We start from the raw sequence: 15,341 nt of genomic DNA on the forward strand, positions 1-15,341 counted from the left end.
TCAGCAAACCTGTTCCAGCAGACCGGAATCCACGTCGTAGAGGAAGCCGCCGACCTGCACCCGGTCCCCGAGCAGCGGATGACTGCGCACCTTGGTGACCTCCTCGACAATGTCGTGCCGCTGGTCGGTGATCACCCCGAACGTCATCCACGAAGCGTCCTGCCCGGAGGCCGACGACACCCGCTCCCGCATCTCCGCCTCATCGGCCGAGGCCATCGCGCAACGGGTGTGCTGCACCACCAGCACCCGCTGCACCCCGAGCAGGTTCGCACCGAGCACCAGCGCCACCAGCACCTGGTCGCTGACCCGGCCGCCGGGGTTCCGCAGGATCTTGGCGTCACCGGGCCGTAGCCCGATCATGCCGAGCGGGTCGATCCGCGAGTCCATGCACGTGACCATGCACACACCGGCGCGGGCCACACCGTCGAAGCCACCGAAGTCGAATTCGGCGGCGAAAGTCCGGTTGGCAGAAAGCAAATCGTCGAAGGCGCCGGGCTCGGCGACGCCGCCGGGAGCGGCTTCGGGAGTGCTCATGGGCTCACGGTAGCCGGTGCGCACGCGGCCGCGGCGGGCGGTTGGTCGGCGGGTGCCGCGCGATGCCGTAGACTGGACAGGTTGGATCCGGCTCTGCCAACCGGCTGCGGTGCAGCCAGGCTGGCCTTGTTTACCGGGAAGAGCGTGTTCCCGGTGTTCTTCAGTTCTTTCTTGTCAGCTTCTGCCGCAGCGTTCCATGGAATCTGTTCCTCGGAGTCGCTCGGTGCGGGCCTGACTGCGATGGATGATCGGCGCACGGTGGAAGTGCAGTCGACGAGAGCATCCGCTGCTGGAACCGACACCGCGCAGTACCGGCCCGTGACGTCCGGTGCGCAGGAGTATCCGTGTTCCGTTTCTCAAGCTGATTGGTTGTTGTCGCATGTCTGCGTCTGTTGAAGCTGTACTGTCCCCTGCCCCCGAATCCATTACCCCGCAACCTATTACCCCGGAATCCACCAACCCCGAGTCGCCCAACCCCGAGTCCACCAACCCCGAGTCGCTGAACTCCGACAACGCGGCAGCCGGTCCCGGCTTTGCCGAACTGGGCCTGCCGGCGAGGCTGCTGACCGCGATCGAGCGACTCGGCTTCACCACCCCGACCGCCATCCAGGCGCTCACCATTCCGGCCCTGCTGGCCGGTCGGGACGTCGCCGGCGTTGCGCAGACCGGTACCGGCAAGACCGCCGCGTTCGGGCTGCCGCTACTGGCGGGCATCGACCCGGCGCAGCACGGCGTGCAGGCGCTGGTGCTCTGCCCCACCCGCGAGCTGGCGATGCAGGTCGCCGACGCGCTCACCGCTTTCGCCTCCGGCATGCCGGGAGTGACTGTGGTCAGCGTCTACGGCGGTGCGCCGTTCTACCCGCAGAAGCAGGCGCTGGCCCGCGGCGCCCAGGTGGTGGTCGGTACTCCGGGCCGGCTGATCGATCACCTCAATCGCGGCAGCCTCGACCTGTCCGGGTTGCGGCTGCTGGTGCTGGACGAGGCCGACGAGATGCTGGCGATGGGCTTCGCGGACGAGGTCGAGCAGATCCTGTCCGCGGCACCGGCACAGCGGCAGACCGCGCTGCTGTCGGCCACCATGCCGCCCGCCATCCGGCGGGTCGCCGACACCCATCTCACCGATCCGGTCGACGTGACGGTGCGGGCCGCCACCCGCACCACCGGCACCGTCGAGCAGCAGTACCTTGTACTCCCGTTCCGGGAGAAGACCGACGTGCTGTTGCGGCTGCTGCACCTGCGCAAGGACGCCGATCAGGCGGCGATCGTTTTCGTGCGGGCAAAGTCGGCGTGCGAGCAGTTGACCTCGGCGCTGGCCGCCGACGGGTTGCGCGCCGCCAGCCTGAACGGCGACGTGCCGCAGGCCGAGCGTGAGCGCATCGTGCAGCGGCTGCGCGAGGGCAGCATCGACGTGCTGGTTGCCACCGATGTCGCCGCTCGCGGTCTCGACGTCGAGCGCATCGCCCTTGTGGTCAACTTCGACGCCCCGCGCGACCCGGAGACCTACGTGCACCGGATCGGCCGCACCGGCCGGGCCGGGCGCACCGGCACCGCGCTGACGTTCTTCACCCCGGCCGAGCGGAACCGGGTGCGCACCATCGAGCGCGCCACCGGTGCCAAGCTGACCGCGATCCAGCCGCCCACCCCCGGCGATCTGGTTGCCGCCAGGTCGGCGGCGGCGCTCACCGCGGCCGCCACCCGCGCCGGCGCGCTGCGGATGGACGAATTCACTCTGCGCGCCGAGCGGTTCGCCGCCGACTCGGGGCTGAGCACCACCGAGCTGGCCGCTGCGCTGCTGGCCATGGCCGCCGGCGACGACGGCGCGCCGCTGCCGGAGCCGACGCGCCGACCGCAGCACACCGGCTCGGTGGGTTCGGTCCGGGAGCCACGCAACCGGGCCGACCGGCGGGCCGGCGAGCGGCGCACCCGTCCGGAGCGCACCGGCCCGCGAGGCGCCGACCGCCGCAGCACCGGTCCGCGCTGGCGGATCGCGGTCGGGCGCAAGCACGGGGTCCGGCCGGCCGGCATTGTCGGCGCGATCGCCGGTGAGGGCGGGCTGTCCGGGCGCGACCTCGGCCGGATCGACATCTTCGACAGCTACAGCCTTGTCGAGATCATGCCGTCGCTGAACGCGGCGACGGTGGGCCGGATCGGCGCCGCCACCATCAACGGGCAGCGGCTGCGGCTGCGCCGGGAACGCGAGCGCTGACCCAGCGCCGGGCCCGGCTCAGATCAGCCGGAGTTGTTCTCCGGCAACGGATCCGCCGGCTTGCCTGGGTTCACTGTTTGTGTGCCTGGCGGCCGGCGGTGGCAGGCTGCCGTCCGGGAAGCGTGCGGACGCGTCACCAGGGACGCCGCGCGCTGCCGGCCGGCTGGCGGAGGCGTCCGGTAGCGGATTGCTGAAGCTCGTGCTGCCGACCGTGCGCCGGGCCGCGGCGATCCTGGCCTGCACCTGGCTGCGGTAGCTCTTGGGCAGATAGCTGCCGCCGCGGTACAGCTCGGTGTAGCGATCGACCAGCTCGGGGTGGCGGCGGGCCAGCCAGGCCATGAACCATTCCCTGGCACCGGGCCGCAGATGCAGGCTGATGCCGCTGATCCCGGTGGCGCCGGCATCGGCCAATTGCCGGGCCAGCGCCTCGATCTGCTCGGCGCTGTCGGACAGCCCCGGCAGCAGCGGGGCCATGAAGACGCCGCAGGGCAGCCCGGCGTCGCGGATCTTGCTGATCAACTGCAGTCGCGCCTTCGGCGTCGGGGTGCCGGGCTCCAGCCCCCGCTGCAATTCGGGGTCGAGCAGCGCCAGCGAGATACCGATGCCCACCGGCACCTGCCCCGCCGCCTCGGTCAGCAGCGGCAGATCGCGGGCCAGCACCGTGCCCTTGGTCAGGATCGAGAACGGGGTGCCGGAATCGGCCAGCGCGCTGATGATGCCCGGCAGCAGCGCGTAACGCCCTTCCGCGCGCTGGTACGGGTCGGTGTTGGTACCCATCGCGACATGTTCCCGTTGCCAGCCGGGCTTGCTGACCTCACGCCGAAGCACCTGCGCCGCATTGGTTTTCACCACGATCTGGGAGTCGAAGTCGCGGCCGGCGTCGAAGTCGAGATAGCTGTGGGTGTTGCGGGCGAAGCAGTAGACACAGGCGTGCGAGCAGCCCCGGTACGGGTTGACGGTGTACCGGAAAGGCACCGCCGACCGCGGTGGCACCTTGTTCAACACCGACTTGGCATGCACCTCGTGGAAGGTGACCCCGGCGAACTCCGGCGGCCGCACCGAGCGCTGAAACCCCTGCAGCAGCGGCATTCCGGGCAGCATCGGATCGGCCGGCGCCTTGGCCGATTCTGGTCCTGACCCCGGCCGGTGCCCGGCGCGTTGCGATTCCCACCTCATCTCCCCTATCGAACACTCGTTCGAGTCGATGCGCAAGTGGGTCAGAGTTCGACGCAACCGATCAGCGCCCGAATGTCACCTCACCACGAACGTCCTGGGCGTCGGTGTTGATCACCAGCGGCACCTCGCCACCGCGCAACCGGGAGGCTTCGGCGTCCAGATTCCACCCGTCCAGCCGCACCGCCAGCTTCCTGCCAGCCGCCGCGGCGGCCGGAACTGCGATGGTGACGGTCGCGGTCTCCCGCGGCACGATCGAGCAGTAGTTGTTGTCGTAGAAAGCCGGTAGCACCCGCTCCCCCGTCGCGCTGTCGAACGGTTGCAGGTGCAGCATCACCGCTACGGCGGGCGACAGGTTCCGCAGCTCTACTTTGATCAGCCGGTCATCGCCGTCGGTGCCGGCCGGTACCGCGGTGCCCTGGACGGCGGCAGACGGCATGGTGTCCATGGCGGCGTAGTTGCGATCACTACCGGACGTGTCGTGCCAGTAGAAGCTGCTGACCGGGTCACCACCGCCGGACGGGGTGAACCTCAAGCGCACCAACGCCACCGGCTCATCGGCGGCGGCGAGCGCGGCGATCGGCTCCTGCAGCGAGCCCAATCGCGCGTACGAGCTGCCCGCGACCGACGGCACCTGGATGGTGCCGGTGTGGTGCACCCGCCCGGCCAGGGTGTAGATGTCGGCGCGGACAGTGCCGGCGACCGGATCGTGAGAGTGGTTGGCCAGCACGACTTCTCGGGTGGCGGCGTCGAAGATGACATTGCGCCGGCGGCAGCCGCGCTGCACCGCGGCGTACGCCGAGTGGGTATCGAGGTCGTGGCTGTACATCTGCCACACCATGCTCGGCTGCGCCGGGTGGCTCATCCACATGATGACGCCGGTGACCGGTCGTGGAACGGCCGCCGTCGCCGGCGCCAGCATGGCGGCGGCGTGGCCTTCGTAGATCGCCCTGATGCATTCGTAGTTCATCAACTGCGACTTGCGGACGAAGTCGGCGAGGTTGCGCACCTGCCCGTATCGCTGGCCGGTGAGGGCGAGATAGCCGCGCATGCCACCGTTTCCGCCGTTGCCGTTGCAATCCCGGTCGGCCCAGTAGTCGTCGGGCTTCTCCCACGACGGCTCGGGCAGCATTGCCCGCATGGTCTCCAGCGTCGGGATCGAGTAGCAGCCGACCTCGTTGTGGAACCGGATGGAACTCCGGCCGCGGAACCGGTCGAAGTGCGAGGCCGGCGTCACCCAGTGGTACGGCCCGCCCGAGGCAAAACCGGTGTAGTTGTCCGCACCGGTGTCGCCGGCCGAGCTGGTCAGGCAGGCCCGCTTCGGGTCGAGCTCGGCCACCAACGCATCCAACGCCTGCACCAGCGGCTGCGGCGGCGAACCCTCATTTCCACCACACCACAACGCGATCGACGGGTGGTTGCGGTACCGGATGATGCAGTCGCGGATGTTGGCGACGTCGCGATCAACGTCGGCAGCGGCCGGACCTTCGGTGGAGTAGAAGAAGTCCTGCCAGACCAGGATTCCGTACTCGTCGCAGGCATCGAAGAGCTCTTCGCTGGTGTTCTGCCCGTTCCAGTCACGGATCAGGTTCAGGTTGGCGTCGCGGTGCAGCCGCAACTGCTGCCGCAGACGCTCGACCGGGATGCGTTTGAGCACCTCGTCAAGGCCCCAGTTGCCGCCCATCACCATGATCGGCACGTTGTTGACGATCAACTGCAGCTGCCTTGTCGGGTCGTCGGCGGCGCGGCAAACGATGGACCTGATGCCGAAACGCAGCTCGTGCTGGTCGGACTGCTGGTTGGGCGTTGTCCCGGCCGAGCCGACCGCCAGCCGCAGCGTGTAGCGGTTCGGGTCGCCATAACCGTTGGGCCACCACAGTTTCGGCTCGGTGACACGCAGAGCGGCGACCTGCTCGGGGCCGAGCCGCAGGGTCGAGGTGCCGGCCGGCACAGCCAGCTCGGCGCGGACCTCGACCGCCGTACCGTCCGGGCCGGTCAACGTCCCGGAGATCACTGCGCTGGTCTGTTCGCCCGCGTTGTCCAGGGTGAGGTCCAGCGCGATGTCGGCGCTGGACAGGTCGCCGGTGAGGGTTGGGTCGACCCGGACGTCGGCGATCCTGATCGGCCCGGTGGTGCGGTGGCTGACCGGTCGCCAGATCCCGAGGTTGCGGTCCGGGATGGTGGGCAGCCAGTCCCAGCCGGCGCTGCAGAAGAAGGTCGGCCCGTTCTTCAGGGTGACGCCGGTGGGTCCACCGTTGCGGCCACCGCGGGTGACGCCGCTGGCGTAGCTGGGCAGCAGCGGGCCTTCGGAGAAGTCGAGCTTGCCGACCTTGACGGCAAGGTAACCGCGGCCACCGTCGGGTGCGGTGGCCAGCACGGTTTCGGTGACGTCGAAGTCGCCACGGATGAACGCGCCCTCCATCCGGCCGATCTGCCGACCGTTCAGGAAGACGTCAGCCAGGTAGTTGACACCGGCGAAGTGCAGCCAGAACCGTTGCCCCGCTTGCAGTGCCGGCAGCTCGAACTCGGTGCGGTACCAGTAGTCGGTGTCTTTGAGGGTGTCCGGGATGGTGTCGGTGACGATCCGCTTGTGGAACGGGTCAGGGTAGTCGCCGTTGGCGAGCATCGCGGTGAGCGCGGTGCCCGGCACGACGGCCGGTTCGAGCGTGACCCCCGGGTCCGCGCTGGCGAGCCGCTGGCCGGTGACGCCGGGCAGCTGGTTGGCTGGCCCGTACAACCAGCCAGCTGTGATCGGGGTGCCTGCGGCCGATCCCGGCCCAGCGGCTGCGGCGGCCTGCTCCGCCGCCGGGGTCTGGGCGGCTGCGGCGCGGCCGCCGGTCAGCGCGGTCACCGCCCCACCGCCGACGACGAGCGCGCCCGCCGAGAGAAAGTGCCGGCGATCAAGACCACCGGTGGCCGGGCGCGGTGCTGATGGGGTGCCGGCGGATGGTTCGAAAGACATGTCGGAAACTCCTCGTTGAGTGTCATCTCGCGTCTCGTGAGCACCGAGCCTCCTTGGTGATCGTCCGGCCTCGCGGTCCGGTCCAGGCTCGCCTGCGTGACATCGTTGTCAGATGCCGCGTAGCGAACAGTTTCGCGCAGAGTCGCCGGCTGCGCAATGCCCTTACGGCCGCTCGAACCGACGGCGCAGGAACTCCCCGAGGAACTCGTCGGCGCGCAGCTGGTCGGTGGGCAGCTGCACCGCGTGCAGCCCTGGAACGGTCAGCGTCTCGGCGGGAACACCTTGGGCGGCAAGCTTTTCGGCCAACAGCGGCCCGCCGCCGACCACATCGTCGTGTTCGGCCAGCACCATCGCCGTCGGCGGCAGCCCGGTCACGTCAGCCGCCAGCGCCGGGGAGGCGAGCGGGTCGTCGGCGGGAAGATCGCCGAGATAAGCGGCCAGCTGCGCGTCCCGTGCCGCGCGCTGCTCGGGGTCGCGGTGCGCCGGACCGTAGTAGGTCAGATCCAGCGACGGCACCACCAACGCCAGCGCCGCGATCGACGCCGGCGCGTCCGCGGCGTCGGCACCATCCGCACCCGCGGCGTCGGCCGCATCAGCACCGGCGGCGTCCAGCAGGGCGGCGACCGTCACGGTGTTCGCACCGGACGACAGCCCGCACAGCGCAATCCGTTCCGGATCGACCGACAGCAACTCGGCATGCCGGCGCAGCCAGGCCAGCACCGCCCTGACGTCGTCGATCGGCGCGGGGTACGGGTGTTCAGGCACAAGGCGCACCTGCACGTCCACCACCAGCGCGCCGACCGCATCGGCCAGCCGCTGGTAACCGGGCTCAAGCACCGGGCGTTGGATACGGCCGCCACCCATCCAGTAGCCACCGCCGTGCACCTGCACCACGGCCGGCATCGCATCACCAGCACCACCAGCACCACCAGCACCACCAGCAGCGCCGGCGCGGGGCCGGACCAGCCGTACCGGCACCGCACCGCCGGGGCGGGGCACCATCGCGTCGGTGATCGCCGGTGGGCGGGCGGCACCGCCCGCGGCCGGTTTGCTGCCGGCCGCCCCGTTCAGCAGCCGGGCGGCGACGGCCTGCTCGTCGCCGAGCAACTGCCCGGCCAGCTCCCGGACGGCCACGGTCAGATGAGTGGCCCAGGCATCGGTGGCCGCGCGCACGGCGGCGACGTCACGCTGCCAGTCGGCCACCGGCTGGTCGGGTGCGGGTACCCACGGCGGCGCCGGAGCCGGCGGCACCCCGCCACCGGCCAGCCAACCCGGCAGCCAGCGCTCCAGTTCCTCCGGCAGCCAGTCGGCCAGCCGGGTCAGCAGCCGGCCGAGCTCGGACTCGGGCAGCGGCACGGGCTGTGCCGCACCGTCACTCACTTCTCCGCTCCGGATTCGCCGCCCGTACCGCTGCCGGCGCCGGAGCTGCGGACGACCGACGGTCGCAGATCGTCGGCGGGCGGCTGCCAGCTGGCGGGGTCGGCCGGCACCTGTTCGCCGCTGCGAATGTCCTTGACCTCGTCACCACTGGACTCGCCGGCACCGGCGGCGGTGCCGCCGGGGAACCAGACGTAAGGGATGCCGCGCCGCTCCGCGTAGCGGATCTGTTTGCCGAACTTGGCGGCGGTCGGCGCCACCTCGCAGGCAATCCCCCGCTGCCGCAACGCTTTTGCCACAGCGGCGGACGCCAGCCTTGCTACCACGTTGTCGTTGGCGAGGGCGATCAGCACCACACTGGGTGTTGACCTCGACGCGCGCACCAGGCCCTTACCGACCAGCAGCCCGACCAGACGGGACACCCCGATCGAGATGCCGACACCCGGGTAGGTGTGCCGATTGTCCGCGGCCAGCGCGTCGTACCTGCCACCGGAGCAGAACGACCCCCACGACTCGTAGCCGACCAGCTGGGTCTCGTAGACGGTGCCGGTGTAGTAGTCGAGTCCGCGGGCGATGCGCAGGTCGGCGACCATCCGTCCCGGCGCACCGGCCATACCGGCGGCGATCACCGCCGACAACGCGGCTAGCCCCTCGTCCAGCACCGGGTGCGTCACCCCCAGCGCCCGCACCCGGTCGACGAAACTCAGGTCGGGAGCGCGGATCTCGGCCAGCGCCAGGCACGCGCCGGCCTGCTCGTCGGTGGCGCCGGCGCCGATCAGCATGTCCCGCACCGCATCAGGGCCGACCTTGTCCAGCTTGTCGACGATCCGCAACGCCTCGATCACGCCGACCGAGGCGTCCAGCCCGATACCCCGGTAGAAGCCCTCGGGGATCTTGCGGTTGTTCACCTGGATCACGTACTCGCCCACCGGGAGCCGGTCGAAGATGTCCGCGATCACCAACGGAATCTCGGCCTCGTACGCCGCCGGCAGCGTGTCGACGTCGATCACATCGATGTCGGCCTGGGTGAACTCGCGGTAGCGGCCCTCCTGCGGGCGCTCCCCGCGCCAGGCCTGCTGAATCTGGTAGCGCCGGAACGGGAAGTTCAGCTTGCCGGCGTTCTCGACGACGTAGCGGGCGAACGGCACCGTCATGTCGAAGTGCAGGCCGAGCCGCGGCATTCCCTGCTCGGCACCCCCGGCCAGCCTTGACAGCACGTAGATTTCTTTGTCGGTGTCCTCGCCCTGCGCGGACAGCCGGTCGATCGGCTCGACCGAACGCGTCTGGATCGACGAAAAACCGTGCAGCTCAAAGACTTCCCTGATCACGTCGACGATGGATTGTTCGACGATGCGGTCGGCCGGCAGATACTCCGGGAAACCGCTGATCGGGGCGACCTTCTTGCTGTTGCTCATCGGCTCATTCTGTCAAGCCGGGCGAGGTGGCTGCCGGCCGGCCAGGAACGGATTGCCGGCCCGTTCGGCGCCGATGGTCGAGGTAGGGCCGTGGCCGGGCAGGATCACCGCATCGTCCGGCCGGGTGAGCAACCGCCGGCCGATCGAATCGAGCAGTTGCGCCGAGTCGCCGCCGGGCAGGTCGGTGCGGCCGATGGACCCGGCGAACAGGGTGTCGCCGGTGAACAGGATCTCCGGGTGCGCGGTATCGCGGTCGGATCCGGTACCGCTGTCGGATCCAGTACCGCCGGCGGCGAGCCGGTACACCACCGAGCCGGGGGTGTGGCCAGGGGTGTGGTCGACGGCCAGGGTCAACCCGGCCAGCTGCACCGACTCGTCTTCCCCGGCCCGGCCGAGCAACTGCAACTGGGGGGGACGCAGGCCCTGCAGCGCCTCCGGCCGAACGATCTGCTCCAACGCCAACGCGAGTTCGTCGTTGAGGCCGGACTTGGGATCGTCGAGCAGGTGTTCGTCGCCGGCGTGGATCAGCACCGGCACGTCGTACTCGGCACCGACCGCCGCCGCCGACGCGACGTGATCAAGATGCCCGTGGGTGAGCAGCACCGCCGCCGGGGTGATCTGGTTCAGCTGCACCGCCTGCCGCACCATGCCGAGCGCGTCCTCACCGGGGTCGACGATGACGCCGGGCGCGCCGCGGTCGGCGGCCACCAGGTAGCAGTTGGCCTGGAACATCCCGGTCGGAAAGCCTGCAATCAGCACAGCGCCACCTTATGGCCGCCTTAGGCGGCACGCCGCCCTGCCCATCTCACACCGCTTTCTCACGTCGTCCCTGCGGCTTTGAACGCTCGCTGTGTTCAGGTTGGGCGGGCCCAGCAGTGCTCAGTACCGTCGGGCCCAGCGGTGTCGGGGCCGCCAGGTCCGTCACCTAGACTCAGCCGCCGGGGCTGCCGCAGGGTCGGCGGCCCACCCTTTGACTCACCCAGGAGGACCACCGGTGCCGAGCAATCAGCAGCGACGCGAAGCGGCCAGGCGAAAGCTGCAGCGGCAGCTCCAGCGCCGCGAGGCCGAACGCGCGCGCCGCCGCCGGGTCGCTCTGATCTCCGGGTCCGTCGCCGTTGTGGTGATCGCCGCCGGCGTGGTGTGGCTGGTCACCGCCAACCGCAACGACAACACCAACAACACCGCGGACGCCGCTGGTTCCAGCGCCGCGCAGTCGTCCGCCGCGCCGGACAACCCCTGCAACTACACCCCGGGCGGCAAGGCCGCCAAGGACGTCAAGCCGCCGACCAACGTCTCACCGGAGCGGACCGGCACCGTCGACGTCACCATCACCATGAACGGGCAGCCGGTCGAGGCCAGCCTCGACCGCGCCTCGGCGCCCTGCTCGGTGAACGCCTTCCTGTCGCTGGCCTCGCAGAACTTCTACTCCGACACCAGCTGCCACCGGCTCACCGCCGCACCGACACTGAACGCGCTGCAGTGCGGCGATCCGACCGGGACCGGTACCGGCACCCCCGGCTACTCGTTCCAGCCGACGCCACCGACCGGCGACAACGTGAAGTACCCGGTGGGCACCGTGGCCATGGCCACCGACGGCAGCATGGAGGGCTCGCAGTTCTTCATCGTGTACGGCGCCGCCGAGCTGCCGCCGCAGTACTCGATCATCGGCAAGGTGTCCGACGCCGGCATGAAGGTGATCGACGGCATCGCCGCCAAGGGCGTGCAGAACAACGCTCAGGACGGCAAGCCGGTCGCCGAGGCCAAGATCGACTCCGTCACCGTCCCCGAGCAGGCAGTCGTCGCCACCACCGCATGGCCGTCGTCCAGCGCGCCGTCGGAACCACCGATGCCGCCGGCGCCGGCCCCGTCCGGCGCCGGCGAGGCGAGCGGATCGGCCCCCGCCGGCACCGGCGCCGCTCCGGCGTCCAACAACTGACCGCGGAGCCCGGCCCCGTAACTAGGCGCTGGTGACCCGGTAGACGTCGTAGACGCCGTCCACCGCGCGCACCGTGCGCAACAGGTGCCCGAGGTGCTTCGGGTCGGCCATCTCGAACGAGAACCGGCTGATGGCCATCCGGTCTTTGGACATCGACAGGTTCGCCGACAGGATGTTGACCTTCTCGTCGGCCAGGCTCTTGGTGATGTCCGACAGCAGCCGGTGCCGGTCAAGTGCCTCCACCTGAATGGTCACCAGGAACACGCTGGCGAAGCTGGCGTCCCAGGAAACGTCGACCAGCCGCGCATGTTCGGCGCGCAGGGCGTCGGCGTTGGTGCAGTCGGTGCGGTGCACCGAGATCGCCCCGCCCTTGGTGACGAAGCCGAGGATCTCGTCGCCCGGCACCGGGGTGCAGCAGCGCGCGAGCTTCACCTGCAGGTCGGTGGCGCCGGCCACCAGCACCCCGGACGAGCCCTTGGCGACCCGGCGCCGCACCGTCGCCGGGGCGGACCGCTCGGCGATCTGCTCGCCGACCTCCTCGTCACCACCGATGACGCCAACCACCTTGGCCACAACGGTTTTCGCCGAAACATGGTTCTCGCCGACGGCCGCATACAGCGCCGCGATGTCGCGGTAGCCGAGCTCGTGGGCGGCCTCAGCCATGGCCTGGTGGTTGATCAGCCGCTGTACCGGAAGTCCTTCGCGCCGAACGGCTTTGGCGATCGCGTCCTTACCGGACTCGATCGCCTCCTCGCGCCGCTCCTTGGCGAAGTACTGCCGGATCTTGGTCTTCGCGCGGGACGACTTGACGAAGCTGAGCCAGTCCCGGCTGGGCGCCGCGGTCTGCGCCTTTGACGTGAAGATCTCGACGATCTGGCCGCTGGCCAGCGTGCTCTCCAGCGCCACCAGCCGGCCGTCAACCTTGGCGCCGATGCAGCGGTGCCCCACCTCGGTGTGCACCGAATAGGCGAAGTCGACCGGCGTCGAACCCGCTGGGAGGGTGTGGATGTCGCCCTTCGGGGTGAAGACGAAGATCTCGCTCGAGGCCATCTCGAAGCGCAGGTTGTCCAAGAACTCGCTGGGGTCGCCGGCCTCGCGCTGCCAGTCGAGCAACTGCCGCATCCAGGCCATTTCGTCGACGGTGGTGAGCGCGCCGGCGTGGGTGCCCTTGGTCTCTTTGTAGCGCCAGTGCGCGGCGATGCCGTACTCGGCGGTGTGGTGCATTTCCCTTGTGCGGATCTGGATCTCGAGGGGTTTGCCCTCCGGCCCGATCACCGTGGTGTGCAGCGACTGGTAGACCCCGAACCGCGGCTGGGCGATGTAGTCCTTGAACCGGCCGGGCATCGGCGCCCACATGGCATGCACAACACCCATCGCGGCGTAGCACTCGCGGACGCTGCCGACAATGATGCGCAGCGCCACCAGGTCGTGGATCTCGTCGAACTCCCGGCCCCGCACCTGCATCTTCTGATAGATCGAGAAGTAATGCTTGCCGCGGCCGACCACCTCGGCGGGGATCTTCGCCGCGCTGAGCTCGGCGCTGACCTGCTCCTTGACGGTGGCGAGGTAGGTGTCGCGGGAGGGCGCCCGGTCGGCGACCAGCCGGACGATCTCGTCGTACCGCTTGGCGTGCAGAATCGCGAACGCCAGGTCTTCCAGTTCCCACTTGATGGTGGCCATGCCCAGCCGATGCGCCAGCGGCGCAAGCACTTCCAGCGTCTCCTTGGCCTTGCGCGCCTGCTTCTCCGGCGGCAGGAACCGCATGGTGCGCATGTTGTGCAGCCGGTCGGCCAGCTTGATCACCAGCACCCGCGGGTCCTGCGCCATGGCGATGATCATCTTGCGGATGGTCTCGGCCTCGGTGGCGTCGCCGTAGCGCACCTTGTCGAGCTTGGTGACCCCGTCCACCAGGTTGGCGATCTCGGTACCGAAGTCACGTTCGGCGTCGGCGTAGGTGTACGGGGTGTCTTCGACGGTGTCGTGCAGCAGCGCCGCCACCAGCGTCGTGGTGTCCATGCCGAGGTCGGCCAGAATGGTGGCGACCGCGAGCGGGTGGGTGATGTACGGGTCGCCGGACTTGCGGAACTGACCCTCGTGCGCAACCGCCGCCACCTCGAAGGCGCGCTGCAGCACCTTCAGGTCGGCCTTCGGGTGCAGGCTGCGGTGCGCGGCGAACAGCGGCTCGAGCACGGTGCGGCCGGGGCTGGCCGGGCCGGCCTGCCGCTGCCCGCTCATCCGGCGCGCGATCCGGGCCCGCACCCGGCGGGTGGCCGACGGCTGCTCGGCGTCAGCGGCGGGGGTTGCCGGGCCGCCCGATGAGTTCTGCAGGTCTGGACTGGCCACGTCGCCACCTCCGCTCAAGCGTGTGAATACCGAAGGTGCCAGCCTATCCGCGCGGGCCGGCGAGCGTCAGTGTCGGCGTTTGCCGGTGGGCCGCGCCCCCGGCTTGGGGCGGTTGCCGACCCCGGGCCGGGTCGGGCGCGGCGCGGCGAACACGTCCGTCCCCGACTCAAGATCGCTGAGCTGCACCCCGGGACGGGCCGGCGGTGCCGCTGCGTCCACCGCATCGTCGCCGGTCGCGGCAGCGTCGGTGGCCGTCGCGGTCTTGGTGGTCGACACCGCCGCCGAGCCGCTGGTCGCCTTCTTCTTGCCGGTCCTGGCACCGGCGGCCGGGGTGGTGTAACCGACCGGGTCGCCGACCGCGTCGACCAGCAGCCCGTCGGCGGCGCGGCGCTGCTGCACTCTGCGGGTGTGCGCCTTGATCGCCGACTCCCTGGTGCGCAGGTCGACCGCCATCGGCACCGCGACGAACAGCGACGAGTAGGCGCCGACGATCATGCCGATCAGCTGCACCAGCGCCAGGTCCTTCATGGTGCCGGAGCCGATCAGCGCGATACCGGCCACCAGCAGCCCGGCCACCGGCAGCAGCGCGATGAGCGAGGTGTTGATCGACCGCATCAGGGTCTGGTTGACGGCCAGGTTGGCCGCCTCGGCGTAGGTCCGCCGGTTCAGCGACAGCAGGCCCTTGGTGTTCTCCTGCACCTTGTCGAACACCACAACGGTGTCGTAGAGCGAGAAGCCGAGGATGGTGAGCAACCCGATCACCGTTGCCGGGCTGAGCTCGAATCCGACCAGGGCGTACACCCCTGCGGTGATGATCAGCACCTGGACGGTGGACGCCACGGCGGCCACCGACGCTCGCCATTCGTATCGGATCCAGATGAAGATGGCGACGGCGATGAGGAAGACGATCACCGAGATGATCGCCTGCTTCGACACCTCGTTGCCCCAGGTGCCGGACACCTGCGATGCGGTGATCTGGCTCAGCGGCAGGTGGAAGGTCTCGCTGATCGCGTTGCTGGCGTCCTGGACCTGCCTTGCGCCCTCGCCGGTGGACGAGTCCAGCGGCAGGGTGGCCTGCAGGCTGGACGTCACGCTCTGCACGGTGACGTCGCTGTCGCCGGTGGCGTCGGCGATCACCCTGGAGAGCTCCGCCCGGTCCACCGGCTGCCCTGCGGTGGGCGTGACGGTGATCTGGGTGCCGCCGGCGAAGTCGATGCTCAGGTTGAAGCCGCGCACCAGCACGATCAGGATCGACGCCAGCACCAGCCCGATCGCGACGATGTAGTAGACGCGGCGCGGCTTGAGAATGTCGAACGCGCCGGTGCCGGTGGACAGCCGCGACAGGAAGCTGTCCTTGCCGGTGCCGACCGGTGCACCTGTGGTGGGTTCGGTCAT

At 69.9% G+C, this 15,341-nt stretch carries 11 protein-coding genes; 3 read left to right on the forward strand and 8 right to left on the reverse strand.

Features of this window, described 5'->3' with window-relative positions:
* Positions 1-534: a beta-class carbonic anhydrase gene (locus HKD39_RS03125; RefSeq protein ID WP_171198321.1), complete on the reverse strand. Its 534-nt coding sequence runs from the start codon at positions 532-534 to the stop codon at positions 1-3.
* 81 nt (positions 535-615) lie between these two features.
* Here HKD39_RS03125 and HKD39_RS03130 point away from each other — a divergent pair, with 81 nt between their 5' ends.
* The gene (locus tag HKD39_RS03130) at positions 616-930 is read left to right on the forward strand and encodes a hypothetical protein (protein WP_171198322.1); all 315 of its coding nucleotides are present in this window, start codon (positions 616-618) and stop codon (positions 928-930) included.
* Positions 914-2,740 carry a DEAD/DEAH box helicase gene (locus tag HKD39_RS03135; RefSeq protein WP_212753806.1) on the forward strand — a complete coding sequence of 609 codons (1,827 nt, stop codon included), beginning with the start codon at positions 914-916 and terminating at the stop codon, positions 2,738-2,740. The genes HKD39_RS03130 and HKD39_RS03135 overlap by 17 nt, the downstream gene beginning before the upstream one ends.
* 18 nt (positions 2,741-2,758) lie before the next feature.
* Here HKD39_RS03135 and HKD39_RS03140 read toward each other — a convergent pair whose 3' ends face one another.
* The 5 genes from HKD39_RS03140 to HKD39_RS03160 all read right to left on the reverse strand — a co-directional run bounded on the left by HKD39_RS03140 (position 2,759) and on the right by HKD39_RS03160 (position 10,426).
* Positions 2,759-3,916 (reverse strand): Rv2578c family radical SAM protein, encoded by a 1,158-nt coding sequence (locus HKD39_RS03140; RefSeq protein WP_171198323.1) that lies wholly within the window; start codon positions 3,914-3,916, stop codon positions 2,759-2,761.
* Between the two features lie 61 nt (positions 3,917-3,977).
* Positions 3,978-6,875, reverse strand: a complete 2,898-nt coding sequence (locus HKD39_RS03145) for a glycoside hydrolase family 2 protein (RefSeq protein ID WP_171198324.1) — start codon at positions 6,873-6,875, stop codon at positions 3,978-3,980.
* Positions 6,876-7,037: 162 nt separating this feature from the next.
* Positions 7,038-8,231: an alpha/beta hydrolase fold domain-containing protein gene (locus tag HKD39_RS03150; protein WP_171198325.1), complete on the reverse strand. Its 1,194-nt coding sequence runs from the start codon at positions 8,229-8,231 to the stop codon at positions 7,038-7,040.
* A gap of 20 nt (positions 8,232-8,251) precedes the next feature.
* Complete coding sequence (gene hisS / locus HKD39_RS03155; RefSeq protein WP_171198326.1) at positions 8,252-9,667, reverse strand: histidine--tRNA ligase; 1,416 nt, start codon at positions 9,665-9,667, stop codon at positions 8,252-8,254.
* Between the two features lie 12 nt (positions 9,668-9,679).
* Positions 9,680-10,426, reverse strand: coding sequence for an MBL fold metallo-hydrolase (locus HKD39_RS03160; RefSeq protein WP_171198327.1), 747 nt, complete (start codon positions 10,424-10,426; stop codon positions 9,680-9,682).
* A 235-nt stretch (positions 10,427-10,661) separates the two neighbouring features.
* On the opposite strand from HKD39_RS03160, the gene HKD39_RS20255 reads away from it, so the two are divergent.
* Positions 10,662-11,603, forward strand: a complete 942-nt coding sequence (locus HKD39_RS20255; protein WP_171198328.1) for a peptidylprolyl isomerase — start codon at positions 10,662-10,664, stop codon at positions 11,601-11,603.
* 21 nt (positions 11,604-11,624) lie between these two features.
* Here the strand turns inward: HKD39_RS20255 and HKD39_RS03170 are convergent, their stop codons facing one another.
* Both HKD39_RS03170 and secF read right to left on the reverse strand, forming a co-directional pair.
* Positions 11,625-13,931 (reverse strand): RelA/SpoT family protein, encoded by a 2,307-nt coding sequence (locus HKD39_RS03170; protein WP_281361773.1) that lies wholly within the window; start codon positions 13,929-13,931, stop codon positions 11,625-11,627.
* An 81-nt stretch (positions 13,932-14,012) separates the two neighbouring features.
* Positions 14,013-15,341 carry a protein translocase subunit SecF gene (gene secF, locus HKD39_RS03175; protein WP_171198329.1) on the reverse strand — a complete coding sequence of 443 codons (1,329 nt, stop codon included), beginning with the start codon at positions 15,339-15,341 and terminating at the stop codon, positions 14,013-14,015.

It is taken from the genome of Nakamurella aerolata, from assembly GCF_013002705.1.
Lineage (GTDB): Bacteria > Actinomycetota > Actinomycetes > Mycobacteriales > Nakamurellaceae > Nakamurella > Nakamurella aerolata.